Source organism: Yersinia hibernica, from assembly GCF_004124235.1.
GTDB lineage: Bacteria > Pseudomonadota > Gammaproteobacteria > Enterobacterales > Enterobacteriaceae > Yersinia > Yersinia hibernica.
In genome coordinates this window covers 3,113,477-3,137,999 of record NZ_CP032487.1, presented here as the reverse complement: position 1 = coordinate 3,137,999, position 24,523 = coordinate 3,113,477, and the positions used below count along the sequence as shown (strand labels likewise).

Below are 24,523 nucleotides of genomic sequence, written 5' to 3'. Positions count from 1 at the left end.
AATTCGGCAGTTTGCAGGGGCGTTTCCCCGCGAATTGTCACTTATCAATAGGAACACTATGATTGCAAATCACCCTGAGCGTGAGCAGATCCGTTTGGAAGATGTGCTGACGGCTTTAGGTAACCCACTGCGGCTGGCGGTGGTGAGTAGGCTGGCTGCGGGGGGCGAACATGCCTGTGGCACTCTGGTTCAGGGGCTGTCTAAATCGACGTTAACCCACCATTGGCGCGTGCTGCGGGAAAGTGGTGTTATTTGGCAACGGCCCTGTGGGCGTGAGAGTTTGTTATCACTGCGGCGCGACGATATTGATGCCCGTTTCCCGGGCCTATTGGATGTGCTGCTTAATGCGGTGGCCAATGATGCCAACACCGATGAGTCGACGGCAAAACATCTGCCAGAGCCGTGAGTTGAGGGCGGTAGTGTCTGACCGCCCTTGCTTAAAAAACTAAATCTCTTGGGCGCGCGCCAAAACAAAATCTTCAGCTTCTTTTGACCACAACCCGTCGGTTTTCCGCAAAATAGTTTGTAGCTCTTGTAATAACGGCGAGTCTTGCTCTGTGCTCATCAGTTCACTTAATGAGGTCAGTGGCATATTTTTGCCGGTATAAACCAACTTCTTACCACCCATAATTTGCGGTAAATTCAATGTGGTGTCCGCCGCATCATTTAGTCCAAGAATATGAGAGACCACTTTCCCGGCATTGACCTTCTTCGCTTCAATTAACTTCACCGCTTCCCGCATGTCATCGGTATTGCCCCCAGAAGTGCCGACATAATGAGTAAAGGAGTAATGGATATCGTAGAAATTAACCGACGCCATAAAATTCTTATCCTGCGGGCCAGCAAAGAAATTAAAACAGCCATCCGGTGCCAATAGGCTAGATGCCAATGTGACTAATTCTGCTGACGGCACGAAAACAAAAATATCGTCATAGCCTTTGCCATCCGTCAGGGCCATTAAACGTTCAAACTGGTCAGCAGTTTGTTTAGTATTAAGATAATGTACCTGAGTCTGCGGCTCACTCGGGTACAACCGAGCGGCATAATCCAGTTTTTGCTGATGGCGGTCTGTAATAACCAATAATTGCGGATTAATCGGCCCGTGCAAAGCATAATCAATGGCTAATAATCCCATCGGGCCCGTGCCGCCAAGAATTAACACATTACCGCCAGGTTTGATCCCCATTTTATGTTGATAAGTTCCAGGAATTAGATGGTAATTGGCATTAAATGCGCCGATAACGCAAGAAAGTGGCTCTACCAGTGAACCCTCAAAATAACTTTCACCTTCATAGGGCAGTAAACAATCTTGTTCCATGACTTCGTTGGGAATAACCACATGGGTCGCTTCACCGCCCACATAAGGGAAAGAATATCCGGGGCAATCTGGGCGGTCTGGCAATTGTAGATTGGCTTGAATGACATAACGGCTGCCGGGTTTGAATTTATGTTGCCATTTCTTACCGACTTGAAGAATATCGCCGCAAAACTCATGGCCAATAATAATTGGATTCTCAGCTACATTATTAGGTACTTTTTTATGGTCAGCACCCAAATTAGCTTCTTTCCACGAAGAGAGACAAATACTGTCAGTCACCACTGTGGCCAAAATTTCATCATCGCCCATTTCCGGTAAATTAAAACTTTCCAGGCGCAGATCATTTTTGCCATATAAACGCAGTGCTTTAGTTTTCATTTGGAACCACCTCAATTATTTTTTAAATATAAAAACAGCCGATCGAATAAAAAAACTCCCCGGCATTAAATCAGGACAGAATGCCAAGCCATGAGCCTACAATTCCGAGGCCAAACAGGGAGAAGATGAGCCAGATAGGGTTAATTTTGCGTTTGAGCAAGCGCATCATTAATAGAGTCAATCCCAGCGCCAATAAACCAGGGCAAAGCTGATCCAGAATGTTTTGCACGGTCATGGTCACGGTTGTGCCGTCGTGGCCGGGTGTTTTCGATATCACCAGCGGCACATTGATGCTTGTCCATTTGGTGACCAATACCCCCATAATAAACAAGCCCAGGATTGAGGCACCCTCGGTCAATTTTTGCAGTAAATTTCCGCCAAGATCCTTGACGATATTGATTCCCTTGACGAAGCCGTATTGCAGGCCGAACCATTTCAATGCCAAGCGCACCGAGTTGAAGGACAGGAAGAATAGAATTGGCCCCAGTACATTGCCGTTTAGTGCCAAAGAAGCGCCCAAAGCAGCCGTTATTGGGCGCAAGGTTCCCCAAATTAGCGGGTCACCAACCCCAGCCAACGGCCCCATCAGCCCAACTTTCAGACTATTTATTGCCCCTTCTTCAATATCCGCACCATTGGCACGCGCCTCTTCCATCGCCGCAGTTACGCCAATGACCGGGCCGCAAACTGCCGGGGTGGTGTTGAAGAACACTAAATGGCGTTTCAGGGCGGCAATTTGATCTTCTTTCAATGGATACAAACGCTTGATTGCTGGCACCATGTCATAACAAAAGCCCAGGCCGTGAATACGTTCATAGTTAAAAGAGGCCTGTTGCAAGTTACTGCGTAAAAACATTTTAAACAGATCAGAACGGGTTAATCGTTTGTTTAATATGGTCATTTCGGCATCTCCTAATCTTCTAATTCATCGAGTTTGGCTTGGCTGGCTTGGACGACAGGTGCCGCCGGTTTCTGATAAAGCGGGTTTAACTGGATATACAGCAAAGCAATAATTAGACCGATACCGCCGAATGCGAGGAGGCTGAAACCGAGGTAGCCTCCGACAATAAAACCGAGGAAGAAGAAAGGCATAAGGTATTTCACGCCCATCATATTAAGCACCATGGCGTAACCGACGACGACGATAAAGCCGCCAGCAATTTGCAACCCATGGGTCACCACGGTGGGAATGGCGCTAAGCATGTGGCTGACGGTATCGGCGCTGACAAAGATAGACACTATCAAGACTGGAATGGCGACTCGCATGGCCTGAACCAGCAATGCCGACACATGCATAAAATCAATCATGGCAAAATTAGCTTTTTCCGCCGCTCTATCTGCCGCGTGTTGGAATGCCACCGTAATTGTGCGGGCAAAAACCGTCAGGACTTGACCTGCTGCTGCCACTGGCAGAGCAATGGCAATCCCGGTGGCAATATTCTGGTGGCCGACAATAACCAAAATAGTTGAAATAATACTGGCAAGCGCGGAGTCAGGAGATTGCGCCGCCCCCACATTCATCCAGCCGAGAGCAATTAATTCCAGAGTACCGCCGAGGATAACGCCGGTGGTCATATCGCCAAGAATCAAGCCGGTAATAGTGCAGGCGATTAATGGCCGATGAGTTTGGAATTCATCCAGCACGCTGCCGATACCGGCAATACATGAGAAAATAAAGATTAAGATTATTTGTAGTAAACTTATTTCCATGGTGTCCCCTTTGGACAATATAAAACCGCTCGGATTGAACGAGATAAAAATGGTTTTTTGTCCAGATTAAGTAATCGGATTTAAATTTTTAATAAAACCTGAATTATTATTGCTCTCTCAAGTCAGATGGCGTTATTTAGACTCCAGCTCGCGTAATTTTTTAATCACATCCACATCCGGGTCGGAAGTGACCACCCGTAAATCCAAATGAACACCACGCTCCGCTAATGCATAAAAAGCGTTAATATCATTTTGATCAACTGATACCGCTTTGGTTAATTGTGTTTTTCCTTGTTTAAAAGCCATGCCACCAATATTAATTACATCAATGTTCACGCCATTATCCACCAGTCGCAAAACATCAGTTGGATTGGTAAATAAATAAAAAACAGTGTCATTGCTATAATTTGGATTGTGATAAACAGCCACTGCTTTCTCAATATTCACGACATTAACTTTTATTCCCGGAGGAGCAGCCTGTTTTAATAGTGTTTTTCGGATGTCATCGTTATAAACCTCATCGCTACAAATAATAATGCGCTCGGCTTTGGCTTCTTTAGCCCAAACTGTAGTGACCTGACCATGAATTAGCCGGTCGTCAATTCTTGCCAGATTGATTTTCATATAAAGTCAGCCTCTTCTTCTGCGCTACTTTGTTGGTGACGGAATGACTGCACGCACTGTGTACCGATATCGAGTAAATATTCGGTCAGTTCTTCCGCCGCCATTACTTGCTGGTTATCCGCAATTTCCAGTGCTAAGGGGAGAGATAATCCACTCACAACATGGATATGATTATTACTGAATGCCAGGCGTGCAGCCGCGTTATAAGGGCTACCACCTTGTAAATCTACTGCAATCAGCCAGGTATCATTTGGGTTATTTGCCATAGCCTCCTGCATCTTTATCACTAAGTCTTCGGCGTTTTCACCACGGTTAAACAGCAGCGGGGTAATATTTTGTGTTTCGCCATACACCATATTGACTGAGTTGAGCATCGAAACCGCTAAATCGCCGTGAGCACAAAAAATGACGTTAACCATTATTTCTCCTGTTAGCCGCGAGTTTTGCCGCCAGCAATGTTATAGGTCACTCCAGTGATATAGCTGGCGCGTTCGGATAATAGGTAGGTCACGAAATCAGCAATTTCTGATAATTTCCCTGCCCGGCCAATTGGGATGGCATTCTTGGTATAACCGTCGCGCAATTGCTCTACCGTAATATTACGGGTATAGGCCAGAGCTTCTTCATAATCGAGTGTCCGCAACCCGGTCTTTTCAAGAATTCCGGGTGCTACTCCCACTACGCGAATACCATATTTCCCCAGTTCTTTAGCCCATGAACGGGTAAAACTATATAGCGCAGCTTTAGTGGCGGCATAACAACTTTGGCCTTCTGAGCCCTCTAATCCACTTTCCGAGGAGAGGTTAATAATGACGCCGTTTTTGTTCTCCACCATATTGCGCGCTACAGCCTGCGACATCAGATATACCCCTTTCTGATTCACATTGACCATTTTTTCAAACTCATTATCTTTCAGCTCATATTGGCTATGACTTTGTTTCGGATCGACCAACAGGCGCGGAAGATTAATCCCTGCATTATTAACCAGTGCGTCAATATGCCCATGTTGAGTCAGGATGTTATCTATTGCTGTTTGTACGCTATTACGGTCAGAAATATCGAGCTGAATAAAACTCAGTTGTGGATTGTTTTTAATCTCACCCTCGAGCGGATTAATATCAGCTAATTGTACCTTGGCACCTGCTGTCAATAATTCTGCGACAATTGCGTAGCCAATCCCTGATGCACCACCGGTGACAATAACGACTTTATCTTTTAAATTTAGCCAATCACTCATGATATTTTCCTGCTTATCTAATTTTGGGTAATACTCGGCCACATACCGAAAGTATAATTTATTAAACTGTCTTTAAGTTTTAAGGGGAATCCCCCCTGTCTTATTATTACTGAATATATTAAGCCGTGAGTTTTAATATCTCCTCGGCGGTTTCTTTAGTGGTCACCAAACTGTTAATGTACTTTCCTTTAATAGCACCGATGATCCCGCTGATTTTTTCGTGGGAGTGGGCAATCCCAATCGAATAACGGGCTCTCTTAATTTTTTCTAATTGAATAGTAATGGTTTTATCCGAAATATAAGTTTCAACCGGATGACCTTGTAAGTCATAAAAGCGTGAGCAGATATCACCCGCCACTTGTCGGTCATTAAAGTGGTCAATAACATCGCTACCGTAAAAGGCGCGCCAGGTAGAATTGCCAGAAATATTGGGTGAGCCAATGCCGAATATAGCGATATCCAGCCGCTGCCAATAATCCGCAATAGCCTGATAATGCTGAGATTGCACAATACCATCGCGGATAACACTTTCTTCCAGAATTGCCGGGAAGTCGATCAGTAATGATTCGCCTTTTAATTTCATGGCTGCGCTGTAGACCAGTGTATTCACATGAAATCGGCTTTCCAATTTACCGGAGGGGCCACCGACCATCGGGATGCAAGTCAATTGGCGCGACACTGGGGAGGTATCCATCTGCTCAACCAATGTGGCAATCGCACTACCCCAAGAGAAGCCCAGAATATCGCCATTTTCAATAATTCTATTCAGCAGTGCGCTGCATTGTTTGGCCATTAGTATTAGTTGATGTTCCGGTGATGCATCCTGCTCTGAAGAGACGACAATTGCCTCCCGCAATTTAAAGCGCGATTTTAACTGCTGTTCCAACAACAAATTCTCGTTATAGTTATAGTTGATTGAAATAGTCACAATACCTTGTTCGCGTACTTTTTTAAGCATTCGGCTGATGCTGGTGCGGTAAATTCCCAGCGCCCGCGCTATCTCCGCTTGTGTGAAATTTTGCTCGTAATACATTTGTGCAATTTTCACCATTAGGCGCAGATCGTCGCTCTTTTCCATTTCAGCCTCTTGCACATTTGTGCAAATGTCATTAAGTTATCTATGACTTGATATAATCACTTTCTATTTTTTAAGTCAAAAGCACAAAATAATGCCCTCTATCTAAGTTGCACAATAATTCACTAATATCGGCACTGGAATTAATTTCAGATATTGCACACCTGTGCAAATATATTTAATGGATTGATTTATATTAAATAAATAGGAAAGTGGTTTTTGTGTTCACCCACTTTATTCTGAACAAATTTTGGATTTTGATCACATTTTTATTTTGTGTGATGTGGTGGGCTCTGCACATATGTGCAGATTGAGATTATAACTTACAACTCCCGGCATCATTAACCGGGAGTTTTCGCGACAGCCGCTTAATTTAGCAGCGGCTTATAGTGATGGGGCTGGCGCATGGCGACCAAATCTTTTCGGCGCACCACATTGGTTGGATAAGCACTGCCGGCCATAGACCGCGTATCAATGATTTGCGTGACCGCGCGTGACTCTTGCCAAAGCAGCCGTTCAAGGCGCGGGAAAGTGAATGTTTCTGGCCCGAATATTCCGCTATATCCTCCTTGTCCAGTGGTGCCATCAATGGTATTAGAAAAGGCCAAATAAAGATTATTTTCCCCCGCACGGGTTCGGAATAAGTGCCAATGTAGCGGGTCGGCCCCAGTGGGGATGGGGTAATTTTGCACGACGGAACTGCCCGTATGGGCGGCGGTGAAACCGGCCGAGAGTGCTGCGGAACAGGCAATAATATCGCATCCCATTAGGGCTAAAATACGGGCCGATTCGGGTAACAGCGCGTCATGGCCCAACAGTAATCCTATCCTGCCGAGGGCGGTGTCAAATACGCGCCAGTGATCCCCTGCACTGGCCCACTGCCGGCATGCTTGAGAAAGATGTATTTGCCGATAGCAGCCAATGACGCCCTCTGGCCCAAACAGCAGCTGGGTGTTATAGCATTTATCCTGTTGTTTTTCGGCCATTCCCACCACCAGATACACTCGCAATTTCATAGATAAACGGGCTAATGCTTGCACTGCGGGGCTTTGCGGGGTTTGAGCATGAGCCGCACCAGAGTGATAACCGGTCAGGGCGAGTTCTGGGAATACAATTAGCTCGCTACCTTGTTGTGCAACCGCCTCCTCCGTCATGGCGGTAATGGTCGCCAAGTTGTCCGCCACTTGTTCGGTTGAGGAGAACTGCGCCACAGTGATACGGCTCTGTTTGCCCGGGGGGAGGGGCTGTTGCCCGTAAAGGCCAAAGAAATCTTGTGGGTTCCACAAAAAACTGTCACTTAGTAGTGTGTGATAATGGTCTGGGCGGCGCTGCTCGAATACTAACTCGCCCATCACTTGGCGCTGACGGCTGCGGTTGATATCAATCTTGGCGTAGGCAATCCCATCGCCATTGTCCACCACGGCAGCAATGTTGCCATCGGGTGCAATAATACAGCTGCCCCCGCTAAATTGGACGCCGCGCTCTAATCCCCAGCGGTTACTTTCCAGCAGATAACAGCCATTTTCCATGGCTCGGCTTATCCAGTAAGGGGCGGGCGTGCGCTCTGCCAGCCAGTTGCTGATGTGGCAAATGACGTCAACACCGTCCAGTGCCAGCAAGCGCGCAGTTTCGGGAAAATGAATATCCATACAGACCAGCATGCCAATACGCCCCAGCGGGGTATCAAAGACTTGATGCCCGACGTCCCCTGCGGCTGCCCATTTGGGTTCTGAAATATAGGGGTGGCTTTTACGATGGCAGCCAACAACACCTTGTGGCCCGATAAGGACGGCACTGTTGTAATAGAGGGCTGTTTGTGAGTCAATTTCCGGCATCCCCAGCACGATATAGCATTGATAACGCTGTGCTAATTCAGTAAAGCGGGCGGTGCTTTCTCCCGGTACGGTTTCCACCATGGGCGCGATTTCTTGCCGGTCAAACCAACAATAACCGGTGGTCGCCATTTCTGGCGTGGTAATCAGGCGTGCACCTTTTTGTGCTGCTTGTTCTACTAATGCCAGTAATTGGCGCACATTGGCTTCTTTGGCAAACATCAAGGGTTCGAACTGGATTGCAGCGGCAAGATACGGTGCTATTGACATGATTATCCTCATAAATAATGAATACTATGTTGAGAAAATACCGGGCAATTTAAACTCAATTCTTTCGGCTGTTGGCCGCGCCGGGTGTCGTCCAGGAAAAAATATCATTGGCCTGAATTAATGAGCATGAGATCTCTTCGACGGTAATGCGTTTATCCATGGCCTGATGGCGCAGGATTTCATAAGCTTGTTCTTCACCAATACTGTGCATCCGCATCAGGATGGCTTTGGCTTCACTGACTTGGCGGATCCCCAGCACTTTTTTTTCCAGCCGTTCAATCTGGGCGCTCATCTGCCGCTGCTGTTGGGCATGATGCAAAGCAAGCACCATGGCTGACAGTAAACCAGAGGCTCGAATCGGGGTGGTGATGGTGCTTCCGGCCCCCATATTGAGGGCTTGATCAATAAATGTTGGGTTTTCATAAGCAATTACCGCTATCAGGGCATGCTTATGGTGGTCGAGCCATGACACGTCCGGCTCGGGGTTATCTGACTGTAATGCATAGAAAATCAGGTCAGTATCTGCGGGCAGCTGCTCAGGGATGGGCCAGAAGGCTTGCACCTTAAACCCCATGCGGCGTAAATGATTCGTGAGTGTCTCGCCGTCTTCGTCATCGGGGTGTAATACCACACAGCGGATCCCGCGGCTGAGTAATAAGGCTGTCGCACTGATTCTGCTGTCGCTAGGTCGCATGCGGATACCCCACTGTCGTGAGTTTCGTCACCCAATCGCCCTGAATCTGGTTGGTCATATAGGGGTCGGGTTCAACAATACGGCGCGACTCTTGCACGATGGTAAATTGCCCATTTTCATTCGCCACACCAATGCGCGGATATAAGCCAGTGTGTTGATTCAGCGGGTCAATACGAATGCGACCTTGTGGGGCATCAAATTGGCTCCCGCGCAGTGCGGCAGACAGCGGATAGATGTGGTCACTGCCACACTCGGCCATGGCTTTAGCGAAGAGATGCACTTGGCTGTAAGTGGCTTCCCAATTCATATCCGTGGTGAATTCTGGCCCGAATTGTTGATGGAATTGCTTGAGCGCTGATTGATTCGCTTTCGTGCAAATGCTTTGGAAGTAGGGGGCAGAGCTGAAATGGCCTTGTGCGGCTTCGGCCCCCATAATGGCAATCTCAGTTTCTGATGTATTCAGGCTGCCAATAGGCATGCGGCTAGGGTCTAATCCCGCAGCTTGGTAAGCTTGATATAAGAAAGGAACGGTCTGCCCGACCACGGTGCTGAAGATGAAATCGGGCTGCTTTTTGGCTATCTCCTCGATGATGGGCAAAAAAGCCTCATAAGGCGCATTCAGATCCAGATAGCGCTCGCCAATCACTGCGCCGTCATGGCGTTGCAGAATTAACTCCTGCATATTGCGATTACATTCGTAGGGGTAAATATAGCGCGAGCCAATCAAATAGACCCGCGCGCCAAACTGCCCGCTCAGATAGTCGGCCAATTGCACACAGTTCTGGTTGGGAGCCGCGCCGCCATAGAAAATATTCTCGGAAAACTCAAATCCTTCATACAGTTGCGAATAGAACAGCAGCCGACGATATTTTTCTACCACCGGTGACATTGCTTTGCGGCTGCTGGAGGTATAGCCGCCAAAAATCACATTCACCTCGTGCTCGACGATTAATTGCTCGGCGAGGGCGCGGAACTGTGCATCGTCAGATTGTGGGTCAAAATGAATTGCTTTTAGTGGCCTGCCATTGATGCCGCCATGTTGGTTAATTTCGGCAATAGCCTGTGTCGCACCGCGCCATTGCGATAGTTCTTGGGCCGCTGTGACACCACTGAAGGAGTACAGCAAGCCAATATTGACCGGTGTCTCTGAACCCATATGCACCTGCTTATGTCAGTTTAAATGGCGATTGAGCAAACGTGAAAAAGGCCCCGGCTTACACCGGGGTAGGAATTATGGTGCCAATAGCGCTTTATTAAGCATCGCGCCGACGGTGTATTTAGGGTCGACCATGTTACCCAACCGCACTTTGCCGCATTGACTGAGCAGCATGTAAGCATCCCATTGCTCGAAGCCAAAATCGGCTACTAACCAGTAAATTAGGTCACGATAAGCAATGCGGGTGGCATCCTCTAAGGGGCGGGCGCTGCCGATACTCATGATGGTTTCGGCATTCTCCATGCGCGGCCAGGAGAGCTGCCAGTTTTTAATCAAATCCACTTTGATGGTGGTTATTGAGGCAAACTCCACCGCGGTGCCGCAAATCTCTCCATCCCCTTGGCAAGCATGGGCGTCGCCAATAAATAAACGGCCACCAGGGGCGCGCACCGGCAGATAGGTAATACTGCCCGGCCCGATATCTGGCACATCCATATTCCCGCCGTGATTATCCGGAGTCAGTGAATTGATGGAGTCAATTTCCGGTGACACACTTAAGGTGCCAATGTGCGGCTTGTAGGGCAGGGTATGGCGCTCGCTCCAGTAGACCTTTTCACTGTCGAGCTTAATCATGCGCACTTTTTCTGGCAGCGGGTCATTGAGCATGGCGGTCAAATCTGTGCCGGTTAGCCCGCCAAAGTGCGGGATCATGGCGCAGATACCGTGCGGATTAACACCACGTGGCAGCATGGATTCAATGTAGACCGCAATCACATCCCCTTTCTCGGCTCCGTTGACCATGATTGGGCCATTTTGTGGGTTGAGAAACGGCATTTTGAGCAGTTGGCTTGGGATATCTTGCTCGGAGTTAATCGCCCCTTCAAAGGCATCGCGCGTATCCACAATGACTCGGTCACCGGGCTCAATGGTCAGCACTGGCGTCGAGTAGGGGCCGATGGTGTAGTGGAATTCTTTCTGCATTTCTTCCGTCAAATGGTGAGTCACCGGTTTACGTCCCGCACCGACACCGCGTTTGACCATGATTGATTCTTCTAGCCATTTCATTAGTAATTCTCCACGTAATAAGGGCATTTGGTTACAGAGCCAGATGACGGCGCATTAAAAGATCATCAGAAAGTTGTTGTTGTGACAGGGTTTCTACCACTTGACCTTTATCCATCACCGCACAACGTTGTGCAGCCCGCTGGATCATCGCGATATCCTGTTCGACCAAAATCACCGCCACATGTAGCTCGCGCGCAATTCGCACTAATGTGTCGGCGATGATATTGACGATAGAGGGCTGAACCCCCTCGGAGGGCTCATCGAGCAGCAAGACTTTGGGGGAGCCGACCAATGCTCTGGCGATAGCCAATTGCTGTTGTTCGCCACCACTCATGGTGCCGGCTTTTTGTTTGAGTCTTTGGCGCAAAATGGGGAAGTAGTCGAGCACCCGCTCTAACAGGTCTTTAGCAAACTCACGGTGTTCACGGACAAACTGCATTCCCACTTGCAGATTCTCCGCTACAGTCAAACCGGCGAACACTTCGCGCCCTTGCGGCACATAGCCAATACCCAGGCGAGCACGGCGCTGCGGTGTGGCCTGGGTGATATCAATGTCATCAGCTAAAATAATGCGGCCCTGTTTGGCGGGCACGGCACCCATTAAGGCGCGCATCAGTGTGGTTTTCCCCACCCCATTGCGGCCAATCAGGCCCAAGACCTCGGCTGCATGCAGTTGCAGGGTGACGCCATTGAGCACTTGTCCGCCGCCATAACCGCCGGTCAGCGCCTCTATTTGTAACACCACGTTATTCATACCGCTTTCCCCAAATAGATATCCGCCACATCCTCGCGCGCCAGCACTTCAGCTGCATTACCGTCAGCAAAAACCTGCCCGCCATGGAGGACGGTGACCTGCGAGGCAATCTGGCGCACGAATGTCATGTCGTGCTCCACCACCATCAGTGTCAGGCCGTCACTTTGCATCTGCTTAATCAACTCGCCAGTGAGATAGGTTTCATCGATAGATAAGCCCGCCACCGGTTCATCGAGCATCAGTAAAGTTGGCTGGAGTGACACCGCCATGGCAATTTCCAGCCACTGTTTTTTACCGTGAGACAAATTACCGGCCAGCTGGTGGTATTCCGTGGTGAGTTTAAAGCGCTCTAATAGCTCATCGACACTGACTGCTTGCGCGCGAACTTCAGGGCGTAAATGGCTGAGTGATAATTGCAAATGTTGTTCCACCGTCAGTTCAGGGAAGATGCCGGGGATCTGGAACTTAATGCTCATGCCCATTCGAATGCGCTGGAAGGGGGCTAAGGTATTCAGCCGGCGATTGAAGAAACGAATATCCCCATCACTGGGAATGTGTTCACCGGTCAGCAATTTGAAAAAAGTGCTTTTCCCCGCGCCATTCGGGCCAATGACACAACGCACTTCACCGCGACGTATTTGTAAATCAACTTGATTGATAACCTGAATGCCACCAAAGCGCTTACTCAGGCCACGGGTTTCGAGGATCAACTCTGGTGCTAGCTGATTCATAGCGATTCCCCTTTTTTCAGGCGGGGGGCAGACCAGCGGGTGATTTTCTCGGCCAGCCAAGGTAATAAGCCATTGGGTGCGGCCAGCACCACAAACAGCAGAATGGCACCGAGTAAAATCATGGCGTATTCACTGCCATAAATCGCCAACCATTGGGATAACCACACCAACAGGGCGGTGATGACCACCGTGCCGAAAATATTCTTACGCCCGGCGGTTGCCACCCAGATAACCGGCATGGCTGCGGCAGTCAGCCCCATGGACGATGGCGTAATGTAAGACCCCCACAGGGTATATAGCGCGCCGGATAGCCCGGAGAGCACGCCACCGAGCACAAACACCAGTAATTGGTAGCGGCGAATATCAATCCCAAGCATTTCTGCCCGGCGCGGGTTCTCACGAATAGAGGCCAGCGTCAGGCCAAAATTAGAGCGCAATAACCGCCGCACCCCCCAATAGACCCCGGCAAGTAACAAGATAATCAGGTAATAGAATGCATTGCCCTCCAGTGTCAGTAACTCGCCGTCAAACCATGGCAGGGAGAGGGGCGGCATGCCTGACATGCCATTAAAACCATTCAGTCGCGCGCTACCGATAGCCCACTGCGGGCCTGCAGTTTGTGACATAAAGGTTTCCAAGACTAGAGTGAAAGACAGGGTCACAATGCCGATAAAAATGCCGGTTACCCCGCCGTAAAACATCAAATAGCCCAGAGCGGCGGCCACGGCTGCGGCCACCAACAATGCCATGACGAGGCCTGACCAGGTGGCGAGCACACCGTCGCCAAAATTCAGCGTCATCACGCCGTAGGTATAACCGGCAAGACCAAAGAACGCGGTTTGGCCGAAAGATAAAATACCGCCATGCCCCCACATTGCGGCCAGCCCGATGGCACAGAAAGTCCACAGCAGGAAGTAGGAGAAATCGCCTATCATGGCACTATCAACCACTAACGGCAGCGCCAGTGCACCCACCAGAATAAGCAGTGCCATCCGCCGAGTAGTGAACGGCGAGCGGTGCTTTGCCGTCGATAAATGAAAAGAATTCGTAGTCACATTCAGCTCCTAGCGGTTACGGGTAAATAGGCTGCCAACCCCGTTGGGTAATAAGCGGATAACCAACACTGCGGTGACCAGTAAACCAATTTGCCCGGCCAGTTGCCCATACCAGGAATTCAGCCCGGTCTGTATCGCGCCTAAGGCAATCGCTGCAGGAATGGTGCCAACCAGCACATTTGCGCCACCAACCACAACCGAAACAAAGGCTTGCACAATAAAGCTGCTGCCCATGGTGGGAACGGCGGTCAGTGTTGGGGCATAAATTGCTCCCGCCAGCCCGGCCAGCCCCGCACCCAGTGCGAATGTCAGTGTATAAATACGGCCCGTTTCTAACCCCAGGCAGGAGGCCATGCGGGCGTTTTGGATGGTGGCCCTGGCGCAGACGCCGTAATTGGTGTGGAAAAACAACCAATAGAGCACCATTAAGATGGCAATGGCGAAGAAGGGCAGCAACGCGCGATAAGTGGCAAAGGAGTATTCACCGAGGGTGAAAGAGCCGAACGGCGTTGACAACCCCTCTAATGAGGGGCCGGCAATCAGCAGCATACTTTGCTGTACAATCAGGCTGATAGCCCAGGTTGCGACCACTGAGTCATACAATCGGCCATAGAGATGGCGCACCACCAGGCGCTCGACTACCCCGCCAAAGAACGCCGCAGCCAAGGTGCCGGCCAGCATGGCAAAGGGCAGCGGCAGGCCCGCTTTATTCATCAGAATGGTGACGTAAGCCCCACACATAATGAATTCGCCATGTGCCAGATTAATCACGCCCATCATGCCAAAAATAACCGCCAGCCCCAGTGCTGCCAGCACCAGATAGGCGAAGTTATCGCCAAACTGATAAATCACCGAATAAAGAAAGGATAGCGTTAACATCGTTTGGCAATCCCCGGTGTCCTGAATGACACCATTGAAAATGGAGAACACAGGGAAGCCCGCCACTGACGGTCACTTCCCTACAAAGAAGCCAGATTTAGGCTTTTTTCGGCGGAGATGATGGGGTGTATTGGCTGTTATCCGGTTTCACCGGCAAGTTACAGCCAGCTTCACCTAACCAATACGGCTTGATGTCCGCCCAGACTTTAGGGATTTCAATGGAGTGGTCGTCTTTGACGTGAGCCAGATAAATGGTGTGGCTTAAATGATGGCTTTTCGGATCGATACAGACTTTTCCTGATGGGCCGTCAGTACAGATATCGCCACTTTCCAGTGACTTACGTACGGCATCCATCTCAGTGCTGCCCGCTTTCTCAACTGCGGCTTTGTAGAGGTAAACCGCGTCGTAGGCATTGGCGGCTTCCTGATTAATGTAAGGCTCGTCCGGGAATTTGGCGTGGAAACGTTGTTTGAAATCATTACTGGCCGGGCTATCCACCTCTTCAATGTAGTTAGCCGTGATATACATGTCTTTCAGTGCTGGGGCTTTAAAACGTTTATGCTCATAAGCTTGGCCGACATTAACAGAACTGCCCATCGGCAAATTCAGTTTTGCCGCTGCTTGCTGCTCATAATAGGAGGATTGGTTCGCCCCAACCAGCAAGGTCATCACGAAGTCAGGTTTGGCTTTCTGAATGTTTTGAATGGTTTGGCCAAATTGCGACACACTCAGTGGGATAAACTCTTCACCGACCATGGTGCCGCCATTCTCTTCAACAATTTTGCGCACCCATTCGGCAGAGATTTGCCCAAAATTATAGTCAGCGGCAATGGTGTAAACTTTTTTGCCGTATTTCTCCATCATCCACGGGATCAAAGTTGAGAATTGCTGCTCTGGCACTGCGCCGGTGACGAAAACATTGGAGTCACATACTCCGCCTTCATACTGATTGTTATACCAATAAAGCTGTTTTTCGCGATCCATTATCGGGCGAATAGCTTCACGCGAAGCACTGGAGAATGCCCCGAATATCACATCCACTTTGTCATTTTTAATTAAGCGGCGCGCCATTTGTTGAAAGCGGGTGTTATCGGATTGCGTATCGTATTTGACCAATTCGATTTGGCGTCCGAGTATGCCGCCTTTGGCATTAATTTCTTCTACCGCCAGTTCTGTGGCATGAATTTTGGGGATAACCGGTAAGGCAAAGTTACCGGATGCATCTTCCAATAAACCAATTTTTACCGGTTTTTCTGCCGCCGTGGCCATTCCTGAGTAGGTCACAGCAAAGGCTGCGGCCATCGCGATTGAGAGTGCGGCGTGATGACATTTTATTCTGGACCATTTTATTCTAGACATAAGTAAATACCCCTGGCATTGGTTAAAAAATGTGGGTCTGAAAAAAAGCCAAAAAAAAAGCCCGGCAAAGTCAGATGACATTGCGAGGGCTCTATTGCCATAACCACAAGCCGACAACGTTGGCGTTCTTGCGGAGAAGTCAGGGTCACTATAAAAAGCATTTCGCGTGGTTGTCAACGAAGAATTTTCAATAAAAATCAAATAGTAAAATTGAAAACTGTTGCACTAAATCAGGGCTTTGTGTTGCACAAAAATGGCTCATGAATCCCATCCAGGGCCGTGAGTGCTAACTGCGGGTGAGTAATGATAAAGCTGGGGGATTGTTGTCGCGGAGCCGGCGAAGTATGGCGGTGCAGGTTAATAAATTGCACCAGTAGGGTGCTTGAAAATTATTCCAATGCTTGTCTGCTTTTTAGTCAGTTTTTTATCTTTCATGAATCCAACCCCGGCGCCACCACCGAGGCTGGATTTTTGATGTTAACCGCAGCGGTTACATTTCGAGGCCTGAATCTGTTGGAAGAAATCATTACCTTTATCATCCACCAAGATAAAGGCCGGGAAGTCTTCCACTTCAATTTTCCAGATGGCTTCCATCCCTAATTCAGGATATTCCACACATTCCAGACTCTTAATGCTGTTTTGCGCCAAAACTGCGGCTGGGCCGCCGATGCTGCCTAAATAGAAGCCGCCGTGCTTGTGACAGGCATCTGTCACTTGTTGGCTGCGGTTACCTTTTGCTAGCATTATCATGCTGCCGCCATGGGATTGCAGCAGGTCGACATACGAGTCCATGCGCCCGGCAGTGGTTGGGCCAAGTGAACCCGAAGCATAACCTTCTGGGGTTTTGGCCGGCCCTGCATAGTAGATGGGGTGGTCTTTAATGTATTGCGGCAAACCCTCGCCATTGTCCAGCCGCTCTTTTAATTTGGCATGGGCAATATCACGGCCAACAATAATCGTGCCGGTTAATGATAAGCGGGTCGAAACCGGATACTGCGACAGCTCTGCTAGAATCTCCGGCATTGGGCGGTTAAGGTCGATTTTAACCACTTTGCCCTCAGTGCTGTGGCGCAAATGCTCAGGAATATATTTGCCTGGATTTTGCTCCAGTTTTTCCAGCCAGATACCTTGGCGGTTAATTTTGCCTTTGATATTGCGGTCGGCGGAGCAAGATACCCCCATGCCGACCGGGCAGGATGCGCCATGGCGCGGCAGCCGCACCACCCGCACATCATGAGCAAAGTATTTGCCGCCAAATTGCGCGCCCAGACCTAAATCCTGCGCGGCTGCCAGCAATTCTTGCTCCAGTTGAATGTCGCGGAATGCTTGGCCGTGCTCATTCCCCTGTGTTGGCAAACCATCGTAATATTTGGTTGAAGCCAGCTTGACGGTTTTCAGGGTGCTTTCAGCCGAGGTGCCGCCGATAACAAAGGCGATATGGTATGGCGGGCAGGCCGCTGTTCCTAAGCTGCGCATTTTCTCAACCAGATAGTCTTTCAACTTGCCCGGAGACAACAGCGCTTTGGTTTCCTGATACAGATAGGTTTTATTCGCGGAGCCGCCGCCTTTGGTGACAAACAGGAATTTGTAATCCTCGCCCTCAGTGCTGTACAGGTCGATTTGTGCGGGCAGGTTGGTGCCGGTATTCACTTCTTTGTACATGTCCAACGCCGCGTTTTGCGAGTAGCGCAGGTTATCTTCAATAAAAGTGTTATACACGCCACGGGAAAGCGCTTGGGCATCATTACCGCCAGTCCAGACACGTTGGCCTTTTTTCCCGACGATAATGGCGGTGCCGGTATCCTGGCAGGTCGGTAAAATCCCTTTGGCCGAGATCTCTGAATTGCGCAGGAATTGCAGAGCAACATATTGGTCATTTTCGCTCGCTTGTGGGTCATCCAAAATCGCGGCAACTTGTTTTTGGTGAGCGGGGCGGAGCAAAAATGAGGCGTCGTGGAAAGCATGTTGGGCGAGGAGAGTCAGGGCTTCTGGCTCGACTTTGAGCATGTCGTGGCCTTCAAACTGTGCAACCGAGACATGATTATTACTGACAAGGTAATACTCAGTATCGTCTTCCTTGAGCGGGAAGGGATCCTGATAGTGGAACGGTTTGTTTGACATATTTTTCTCACATTCAACATCAGTTAGCGAAAGCGTTCGATAACAGAAACAATCATTAGCAGAACTAAGCCGGTCTATTTTTAGCAATGCCCCAAAAAACGGGGTCTATGACTTTGGTCATGATCTTACTATAAATTGTCAGCGCTAAGCGACGGCTCCACCCTCTTTATAAAGGGTGGATCTCATTTTCCGTACTTATCGATGGCTCTGGCAGCATGATGATGGGACACTGGCCGACCGCCAGCAGATAGCTCTGCTATCTAGGGGAGTTTTACCGCGAAATTCTGAATATTGTGCGGCTACAGCACCGAACTTAAGGCCTCGGCAATGCGCTTAAATTTGGCGAAACGCGCGCGGAGTATCTGATGTTTTTCAGCATTGGGCAGTAGGCGAGTGATGGGCGGTGGGCTGGCGGCGATAGCTTGTGCAAAACCAGAGTAATAGTGGCTGCCTACCGCGGCACACAGGGCCGCAGCCCGGCAGCCAGATTGCTGAATATCAACAATTTCCAATGGTAAGTTACTGGCATCACAAAACATTTGCATCCAGATGGCGGAATGCGTTGGGCCACCGGTAAAGCGAATGCAGTCAGTGTTATCCCCCAGCGCCAGAATTTTGTCCTGATGCAACAGATGTGAAAAGACAATTCCCTGATAAATCGCGTAAACAATATCTTGAATCGTGTGGTGCCCACTGAGTCCTAACAGGCCACCGCTGAGATTGGCACTGTGATTGGAGCCATACAGCCACGGGAAAAACAGAATATCCTCTGACTTTTCATAACCTAATTCGGCCCATTGATTCAGCGTCTGATAGCTGTTTGGCACATTTGGCAAAAATTGCTTCACAAACCAGGCCAGATTACTGGCGGAAGTGGGGCTGCCTTCGTGGACGAAATAGCTGTTGGGGATGCAATATTTCCCCCATACATAAGGGTAGTCGGAGGGCTGAACCCCGGCGAAGACCCGGGTGGCGATTGACCAAGTTCCGGCCACGGCACTGAGCTGGTGGCTGTCATGTAAGCCAGAGGTTAATGCCGCACCGACCACATCAAACATGCCGCCAAATACCGGCGTCCCGCTTTTTAAGCCGCAATCTTGCGCCGCCTGTTGGCTGACATATCCGGCCAAATCCGCCGAGCCGATAATCGGCGCAGTTTTCTCAGCAACTTCTTCAATGGCAAAGATTTTCATCAATTGCGAGTCAAAATTGCCGCTGTATTGATTATAAAGATTGCTGCCAGAGATATTAGTTTCTTCGGTGGTGAACTCACCCGTTAGGCGGTAGCGGATATAATCATGCGCCATTAGCACATAACCGCTGCGCTGATAGTTTTCTGGCTCGTTTTCCTTGAGCCAATGCAGCAGCGCTGCTGGGTGTGATGGCCACAGTTGTTGCAGGCTGAGCTGATAAGCCTGATTAGCTTTGCCCGCTTGTTGCCAGTGGCTCACTAAAGCTTGCGCCCGCGAATCGGAGGAAACAATGCCATGGCGCACCGGCTGGCCTTGTTTATCCACCAAATACAGCCCTTTGCCGTGAGCGGAGAAACTGACGCCGTGAATATTTTCAGCCGAGATGCCAGCCACGGTTTGTGCATCGCGCAGTGTTTGGCGGATAACCTGGCAAGTCGCCACCCACAACTCCGCCATATTGCGCTCACAAAACCCGGCTTGTGGGCTAAGCACCGGTAGAGCCTGTTCTGTCACCGCAATCTCGCCGCCCGTGGCGGTGTAAACCCCGGCTTTGGTGACTGTGCCGCCAAGATCAATGCCGAGAAAATAGTGGCTCATGATGGCTCCTTAGCTCGTCGCCGGTAAAGCATCGTGACCCCAGCCCGCCAGGCGCATTTTGTCTTCAATCCAGTGGCGGGCGTGGATAATTTCTAGCAACGGCTCGGCGGATTTCTCCGTCCACATCTCAATCAAGAAGGTGCCGCGATAATTCAGACGCCGCAAGGTTTTAAACAGATTAACAAAGTCGACACAGCCTTCGCCGAAAGGTACATCACGAAATTGCCCCGGGCAATCTGCGGTGACAGCAAAAGTATCTTTTAGATGGATGGCGGCAATTCGGTCAATGCCACTGGCCAGTTCAGTATCGACCTCATTGCCCCAGGCAGTGAGGTTGCCAATGTCGGGATACACGGTAAACCATGGCGAGCCAATTTTACTGTCCAGCGCCTTCCACTTGCTGATGGAGTTCATAAACTGGGTATCCATGATTTCTACCGCGCACATCACTTGGGCGGCCGCGGCTTGTTGGGCTGCCCACGCCATGCCCTCTTCAAAGCGGCTGATGGTTTCGCTGTCTTGTGGCTCGTAATAAACATCATAACCCGCCAGTTGAATGGTGCGGATACCAAGGTCTTGCGCCAAACGAATAGCCTGCAACATAATATGACGCGCATGCTCACGGGTCTGGGCATCACGGCTGCCAAACGGATAGCGGCGATGTGCCGACAAACAAAGTGTTGGGATCCTCACCCCGGTTTGTTGGATGGCGGTGATAATAGCCATGCGCTCCTCACCACTCCAATTTAGCCGCGCCAGCCGCTCGTCACTTTCATCAACCGACATCTCGACAAAATCGAAACCGCAGGATTTTGCTAGCGCCAGCTTTTCAACCCAACTGGTGCCCGCAGGCAGCGCCTTTTCATAGATTCCTAATGGGTGAATTCGCATTATTCTGTTTTCCCTATTGCAATCTTACTGAAGTTTTTCAATCTGTTATTTTTCATGGCGCGTTGCGCTTTCCATTTCTCTTTAAAGAATTTAAAGGCCAGTGCGAAGATAAGTGTGATACCCCAGACCGCCAGATTAAAATGCAAACTGACGCCCAGTAGACTCAGGCCGGTGGCGATGACCTGCAACACCAGCAGCGCACAAAACACATGGCTGACTTTGCCAACACCGCCGAACGGGTTGGTGCCGCCGAGCACAATAGCCAACACGGTCAGTAACAGATAAGAGTCGCCATACCCCATGCGCGCTGAGTTAAAACGCGACATCATAATCAGGCCCGCCAGCACACATAACAGGCTGGAGATGGAGTAGATGGCAATCATCACGCGGTCAGTGCGGATGCCGCTGAACCAAGTGGCGTTGATGTTGCTGCCGCACATATAGATGGTTTTACCCAGCCGGGTTTTGCCAAGTAACAGTGCCAAGACGAGTGAGGCGATGATGAAAATAATCATTGGGATAGGAATGCCCATCACCACCTCGGAGCCCATGCTGCGGACAATCGGCGGCATACCGCTGAGTGCGGCCCCTTTGGTCAGATAAACCCCAATACCGCTGATGATGGTCATGCTGCCTAATGTCACCAGAATCGGATGCGCGCCGATGCGGGTAATCATCAGTCCGGTCAATGTTCCGATAATGACGGCAATCATTGCGGCCCCCAGCAGGGCGATGGTCAGCCACATCAGCTGTGTTGCGCTGCTGGCATCTGCCGGAACATATTGGATAAGCAGCCAAGCCATAAACAGCCCAGTGAGGTTAGCGGTGCCGATGATGGACAGATTTAGCCCGCCGCTGAGCATCGGCACAAACATCGCGAAGGTCAGCAGCCCCAGCTCTGGCAGCTGGAATGCGATACTTAAAAAAGTATTTTCGCTAAAGAAGCGGCCGGGCATCGCCAAACTGAATGCCAGTGTTGCCAGTGCGCAAATGCTCAGTAGGCCAGCGATGGTGCCGTCAATATGGAAAAACGTATTCTTTTTCATAACATGCCCCTGTCAGACAAAGCCAACATCAGTTTCTTTACGTTTTTTGTAATGGGTGACGCAAATGGCGGCGATGATAACCATGCCAATCACAATGTTGACGAAGTAACTGGAAACGCCGATCAGGTTGAGGCCATTTTTCAGGATACCAATCAGGAAGACGCCCATCAGTGTGCCAATCACCGAGCCACGCCCCCCTGATAAACTGGCCCCACCTAAGACCGCCGCGGCCAGAACATCCAATTCGCCACCCACCAGCGCGCTTGGCACCACTTCACTCATTCGGTAAGTTTGTAACATGCCGCCGATGGCAGCGGCTGCCCCTAAATAGCCATAAGCAAACAGGTAAAGCAGTGACACGCGGATACCGATGCGGCGCGCCGATTCCGGGCTACCGCCGACGGCATATAATTGACGGCCAATATGGGTTTTATTCAGCAGTAGCCAGGTGAGCAGGGCGATGGTGAGCATAATGACCAGTGGCAAGCCAATCTGGTAACTCTCGCCGTTAAAGGTAAAGGGCAGAATGGCGCGTTGGGTTATCCACCAGTCCGGTAAGTCATAAATGCTGTGGCCATTGGTTATCCACATCAGCAGGCCAAACAGCAGCGATTGCATACTTATGGTGATAATGATGGAAACAATATTCAGGTAGTAAATCAGTACCGCATTAACAAACCCGAGCAATATGCCGATGGAGATGGCGATGACCAGGCACAAGACTGGGCTGGCAATCACATCATTGAGTAGCAAGGATGCCACCACGTATTGCACCACCGAGGCCACGGCAGCAAAGGAGATATCAATACCGCCGGTGACCAGCACCACAAAAAGCCCCAAGGCAAAAACGCCGGTAACAGCATAACTTTCAGTCAGGTCTAATAAGTTTTGGATGGAGAGAAACTCACTGCTAAGCAGGGAGAACAGGGCCAGCATAATGACGATAACCCAGGCCAGCCACCCTTCAACGGATTGCGGTTTGAGTCTGCTGATATTAGGCATTGATAGCCTCCGCAAGCTGTTGTTCAGTTATTTGATTTGGGATCAATTCATTGACGATGCGCCCCTGTTTCATATGCAGGATACGGTCACAGTTATAATAGGCTTCCGGCACTTCATCGGAGATAAGCAGCACCGAGATACCGACCCCAGACAGGCGGTGAATCAGTTTATAAATACTGTCTTTCGCGCCGATATCCACCCCCACCGTCGGGGAGTCAAGAATCAAGACTTTCGGCTTGGTCAGAATCCATTTCGCCAGCACCACTTTTTGTTGATTCCCGCCAGATAAGGTCGACAGCGGGTTATCCGGGTGGGTGACTTTAATGTCTAAATCTTTTACCCACTCTTGCACCAGAGCCTCTTTCTTAGCCTCATCAATGAGATAGAGCGGGGTGCGGATACGCTGCAAGATCGACAGCATCATATTGTCGGCGACCGATTGTGGCAGCACCGCGCCCAGAGTCAGGCGGTCTTCCGAGACATAGCCGATACCCAGTTCAATGGCGCGGGTATTATTTTTGAGGTGAACGCGGTTGCCATCAATAGCAATTTCACCACTATCAGGATGGGTGATGCCAAACAGACTCAAGGCCAGTTCAGTTCGCCCGGAGCCGAGCAAACCACACAGCCCCAAAACTTCGCCGCGATGCAGACTAAAGGAAATATTCTCAAACTGCCCTTTGCGGCTGAGGTTAGCGAGCTGCAAGACCACTTTGCCCTGTTCGGCATTCGGTAATTTCTGTTGGTGGGTGATGGTTAAACCGGTCATTAGCTCGGTAATTCGCCCCACGGAAAGTTCACTCGCCGGCCAGGTGCCGACTTTCTCCCCATCACGAATGACGGTAATGCGGTCTGAAATCTCTTTCACTTCATCCAGCCGATGGCTGACAAACACCACGGTGATGTTCTTGTCGCGCAGATAATTGACTGTGCGCAGCAACTGATTTACTTCTGTTCGTGTCAAAGATGCGGTTGGCTCATCCATAATCACCAAGCGGGCATCGGCGACCAGCGCGCGGCAGATGGCGACTTGCTGGCGTTGCGCAATAGGGAGGTTTTGTACCAGCGCGTCAGGGTCGATGGTAAATGCCAGTTCTTGTAAAATCTGACCGGCTTTCTGCTTGATTTTGGTCTTGCTGAACCAACCAAAATAACCTTTCAGGTTGTATTCAAAGGCAATATTTTCCGCAACCGTCAAGTTAGGGAACAGCGACAAGTCTTGATAGATAACCTGCACGCCTAAATCGCGGGCGCGATCTGGGGTTAACCGCGAGTGTGATTTGTCGTCGATAATAATTTCACTGCCGTCATCAGGGGCATACACGCCACTGATGGTCTTTATTAGCGTACTTTTGCCGCAGCCATTGGCTCCGGCCAAACAGTGCACTTCGCCTTTATTCAACGTCAGAGTGATATTTTTAAGTGCCTGATGTCCGCCAAAGCTTTTTGAGAGCTGTTTCAGCGTAATAAGCGGCACTTCTTTATCAGCATCAGAAATATAAGTCATCGTGCAGTTCCCCGGAAAACGGCCTTAA

At 49.8% G+C, this 24,523-nt stretch carries 23 protein-coding genes; 1 reads left to right on the top strand and 22 read right to left on the bottom strand.

Features of this window, described 5'->3' with window-relative positions; genetic code table 11:
• Positions 1-58: 58 nt before the first annotated feature.
• Positions 59-406 (top strand): ArsR/SmtB family transcription factor, encoded by a 348-nt coding sequence (locus D5F51_RS14825; protein ID WP_129197572.1) that lies wholly within the window; start codon positions 59-61, stop codon positions 404-406.
• Positions 407-445: 39 nt separating this feature from the next.
• Here D5F51_RS14825 and D5F51_RS14820 read toward each other — a convergent pair whose 3' ends face one another.
• The 22 genes from D5F51_RS14820 to D5F51_RS14715 form a co-directional block, all read right to left on the bottom strand.
• Positions 446-1,696: a zinc-binding dehydrogenase gene (locus D5F51_RS14820; protein ID WP_129197570.1), complete on the bottom strand. Its 1,251-nt coding sequence runs from the start codon at positions 1,694-1,696 to the stop codon at positions 446-448.
• A gap of 70 nt (positions 1,697-1,766) precedes the next feature.
• Positions 1,767-2,597, bottom strand: coding sequence for a PTS system mannose/fructose/sorbose family transporter subunit IID (locus D5F51_RS14815; protein WP_025379380.1), 831 nt, complete (start codon positions 2,595-2,597; stop codon positions 1,767-1,769).
• Positions 2,598-2,608: 11 nt separating this feature from the next.
• Entirely contained in the window at positions 2,609-3,406 is a 798-nt protein-coding gene (locus tag D5F51_RS14810; RefSeq protein ID WP_129197568.1) for a PTS mannose/fructose/sorbose transporter subunit IIC, read from the bottom strand.
• Positions 3,407-3,538: 132 nt separating this feature from the next.
• Entirely contained in the window at positions 3,539-4,030 is a 492-nt protein-coding gene (locus D5F51_RS14805; RefSeq protein WP_129197566.1) for a mannose/fructose/sorbose PTS transporter subunit IIB, read from the bottom strand.
• Positions 4,027-4,449 carry a PTS sugar transporter subunit IIA gene (locus D5F51_RS14800; RefSeq protein WP_129197564.1) on the bottom strand — a complete coding sequence of 141 codons (423 nt, stop codon included), beginning with the start codon at positions 4,447-4,449 and terminating at the stop codon, positions 4,027-4,029. The genes D5F51_RS14805 and D5F51_RS14800 overlap by 4 nt, the downstream gene beginning before the upstream one ends.
• 11 nt (positions 4,450-4,460) lie before the next feature.
• Positions 4,461-5,267, bottom strand: coding sequence for an SDR family oxidoreductase (locus tag D5F51_RS14795; protein ID WP_129197562.1), 807 nt, complete (start codon positions 5,265-5,267; stop codon positions 4,461-4,463).
• Between the two features lie 118 nt (positions 5,268-5,385).
• Positions 5,386-6,345: a sugar-binding transcriptional regulator gene (locus D5F51_RS14790; protein ID WP_025379375.1), complete on the bottom strand. Its 960-nt coding sequence runs from the start codon at positions 6,343-6,345 to the stop codon at positions 5,386-5,388.
• 365 nt (positions 6,346-6,710) lie between these two features.
• A complete protein-coding gene (locus D5F51_RS14785; RefSeq protein ID WP_129197560.1) occupies positions 6,711-8,444 on the bottom strand; it encodes a nitrilase-related carbon-nitrogen hydrolase in 1,734 nt (577 codons plus the stop codon).
• 55 nt (positions 8,445-8,499) lie between these two features.
• Positions 8,500-9,138, bottom strand: a complete 639-nt coding sequence (locus D5F51_RS14780) for an ANTAR domain-containing response regulator (protein ID WP_025379373.1) — start codon at positions 9,136-9,138, stop codon at positions 8,500-8,502.
• The gene (locus tag D5F51_RS14775; RefSeq protein ID WP_129197558.1) at positions 9,128-10,294 is read right to left on the bottom strand and encodes a transporter substrate-binding domain-containing protein; all 1,167 of its coding nucleotides are present in this window, start codon (positions 10,292-10,294) and stop codon (positions 9,128-9,130) included. Before D5F51_RS14775 ends, D5F51_RS14780 begins: the two co-directional genes overlap by 11 nt.
• 75 nt (positions 10,295-10,369) lie before the next feature.
• A complete protein-coding gene (locus D5F51_RS14770) occupies positions 10,370-11,359 on the bottom strand; it encodes an acetamidase/formamidase family protein (RefSeq protein WP_025379371.1) in 990 nt (329 codons plus the stop codon).
• 31 nt (positions 11,360-11,390) lie between these two features.
• Positions 11,391-12,113: an ABC transporter ATP-binding protein gene (locus tag D5F51_RS14765; RefSeq protein ID WP_025379370.1), complete on the bottom strand. Its 723-nt coding sequence runs from the start codon at positions 12,111-12,113 to the stop codon at positions 11,391-11,393.
• Positions 12,110-12,844 (bottom strand): ABC transporter ATP-binding protein, encoded by a 735-nt coding sequence (locus tag D5F51_RS14760; RefSeq protein ID WP_025379369.1) that lies wholly within the window; start codon positions 12,842-12,844, stop codon positions 12,110-12,112. The genes D5F51_RS14765 and D5F51_RS14760 overlap by 4 nt, the downstream gene beginning before the upstream one ends.
• Positions 12,841-13,899: an ABC transporter permease subunit gene (locus tag D5F51_RS14755; RefSeq protein ID WP_025379368.1), complete on the bottom strand. Its 1,059-nt coding sequence runs from the start codon at positions 13,897-13,899 to the stop codon at positions 12,841-12,843. The genes D5F51_RS14760 and D5F51_RS14755 overlap by 4 nt, the downstream gene beginning before the upstream one ends.
• Before the next feature lie 9 nt (positions 13,900-13,908).
• Positions 13,909-14,778 (bottom strand): ABC transporter permease subunit, encoded by an 870-nt coding sequence (locus D5F51_RS14750; RefSeq protein WP_025379367.1) that lies wholly within the window; start codon positions 14,776-14,778, stop codon positions 13,909-13,911.
• Between the two features lie 97 nt (positions 14,779-14,875).
• Positions 14,876-16,081 (bottom strand): urea ABC transporter substrate-binding protein, encoded by a 1,206-nt coding sequence (locus D5F51_RS14745; protein ID WP_087768529.1) that lies wholly within the window; start codon positions 16,079-16,081, stop codon positions 14,876-14,878.
• Between the two features lie 534 nt (positions 16,082-16,615).
• Positions 16,616-18,259 carry a class I fumarate hydratase FumA gene (gene fumA, locus D5F51_RS14740; RefSeq protein WP_025379365.1) on the bottom strand — a complete coding sequence of 548 codons (1,644 nt, stop codon included), beginning with the start codon at positions 18,257-18,259 and terminating at the stop codon, positions 16,616-16,618.
• Positions 18,260-18,558: 299 nt separating this feature from the next.
• Positions 18,559-20,049, bottom strand: a complete 1,491-nt coding sequence (locus D5F51_RS14735; RefSeq protein WP_129197555.1) for an FGGY-family carbohydrate kinase — start codon at positions 20,047-20,049, stop codon at positions 18,559-18,561.
• 9 nt (positions 20,050-20,058) lie between these two features.
• Positions 20,059-20,940, bottom strand: a complete 882-nt coding sequence (locus tag D5F51_RS14730) for an L-ribulose-5-phosphate 3-epimerase (RefSeq protein ID WP_129197553.1) — start codon at positions 20,938-20,940, stop codon at positions 20,059-20,061.
• Positions 20,940-21,986: an ABC transporter permease gene (locus tag D5F51_RS14725; protein ID WP_129197551.1), complete on the bottom strand. Its 1,047-nt coding sequence runs from the start codon at positions 21,984-21,986 to the stop codon at positions 20,940-20,942. Before D5F51_RS14725 ends, D5F51_RS14730 begins: the two co-directional genes overlap by 1 nt.
• Positions 21,987-21,998: 12 nt before the next feature.
• Positions 21,999-22,988, bottom strand: coding sequence for an ABC transporter permease (locus D5F51_RS14720; protein WP_129197549.1), 990 nt, complete (start codon positions 22,986-22,988; stop codon positions 21,999-22,001).
• Complete coding sequence (locus D5F51_RS14715; RefSeq protein ID WP_025379361.1) at positions 22,981-24,495, bottom strand: sugar ABC transporter ATP-binding protein; 1,515 nt, start codon at positions 24,493-24,495, stop codon at positions 22,981-22,983. The genes D5F51_RS14720 and D5F51_RS14715 overlap by 8 nt, the downstream gene beginning before the upstream one ends.
• Positions 24,496-24,523: the final 28 nt, after the last annotated feature.

Coding starts and splice junctions, on each gene's coding strand:
- D5F51_RS14800 (WP_129197564.1), bottom strand. CDS start 4,449: ATGGTTAACGTCATTTTTTGTGCTCACGGCGATTTAGCGGTTTCGATG.
- D5F51_RS14735 (WP_129197555.1), bottom strand. CDS start 20,049: ATGAGCCACTATTTTCTCGGCATTGATCTTGGCGGCACAGTCACCAAA.
- D5F51_RS14805 (WP_129197566.1), bottom strand. CDS start 4,030: ATGAAAATCAATCTGGCAAGAATTGACGACCGGCTAATTCATGGTCAG.
- D5F51_RS14770 (WP_025379371.1), bottom strand. CDS start 11,359: ATGAAATGGCTAGAAGAATCAATCATGGTCAAACGCGGTGTCGGTGCG.
- fumA (WP_025379365.1), bottom strand. CDS start 18,259: ATGTCAAACAAACCGTTCCACTATCAGGATCCCTTCCCGCTCAAGGAA.
- D5F51_RS14715 (WP_025379361.1), bottom strand. CDS start 24,495: ATGACTTATATTTCTGATGCTGATAAAGAAGTGCCGCTTATTACGCTG.
- D5F51_RS14745 (WP_087768529.1), bottom strand. CDS start 16,081: ATGGCCGCAGCCTTTGCTGTGACCTACTCAGGAATGGCCACGGCGGCA.
- D5F51_RS14720 (WP_129197549.1), bottom strand. CDS start 22,988: ATGCCTAATATCAGCAGACTCAAACCGCAATCCGTTGAAGGGTGGCTG.
- D5F51_RS14775 (WP_129197558.1), bottom strand. CDS start 10,294: ATGGGTTCAGAGACACCGGTCAATATTGGCTTGCTGTACTCCTTCAGT.
- D5F51_RS14765 (WP_025379370.1), bottom strand. CDS start 12,113: ATGAATAACGTGGTGTTACAAATAGAGGCGCTGACCGGCGGTTATGGC.
- D5F51_RS14790 (WP_025379375.1), bottom strand. CDS start 6,345: ATGGAAAAGAGCGACGATCTGCGCCTAATGGTGAAAATTGCACAAATG.
- D5F51_RS14725 (WP_129197551.1), bottom strand. CDS start 21,986: ATGAAAAAGAATACGTTTTTCCATATTGACGGCACCATCGCTGGCCTA.
- D5F51_RS14825 (WP_129197572.1), top strand. CDS start 59: ATGATTGCAAATCACCCTGAGCGTGAGCAGATCCGTTTGGAAGATGTG.
- D5F51_RS14810 (WP_129197568.1), bottom strand. CDS start 3,406: ATGGAAATAAGTTTACTACAAATAATCTTAATCTTTATTTTCTCATGT.
- D5F51_RS14780 (WP_025379373.1), bottom strand. CDS start 9,138: ATGCGACCTAGCGACAGCAGAATCAGTGCGACAGCCTTATTACTCAGC.
- D5F51_RS14785 (WP_129197560.1), bottom strand. CDS start 8,444: ATGTCAATAGCACCGTATCTTGCCGCTGCAATCCAGTTCGAACCCTTG.
- D5F51_RS14815 (WP_025379380.1), bottom strand. CDS start 2,597: ATGACCATATTAAACAAACGATTAACCCGTTCTGATCTGTTTAAAATG.
- D5F51_RS14730 (WP_129197553.1), bottom strand. CDS start 20,940: ATGCGAATTCACCCATTAGGAATCTATGAAAAGGCGCTGCCTGCGGGC.
- D5F51_RS14760 (WP_025379369.1), bottom strand. CDS start 12,844: ATGAATCAGCTAGCACCAGAGTTGATCCTCGAAACCCGTGGCCTGAGT.
- D5F51_RS14750 (WP_025379367.1), bottom strand. CDS start 14,778: ATGTTAACGCTATCCTTTCTTTATTCGGTGATTTATCAGTTTGGCGAT.
- D5F51_RS14820 (WP_129197570.1), bottom strand. CDS start 1,696: ATGAAAACTAAAGCACTGCGTTTATATGGCAAAAATGATCTGCGCCTG.
- D5F51_RS14795 (WP_129197562.1), bottom strand. CDS start 5,267: ATGAGTGATTGGCTAAATTTAAAAGATAAAGTCGTTATTGTCACCGGT.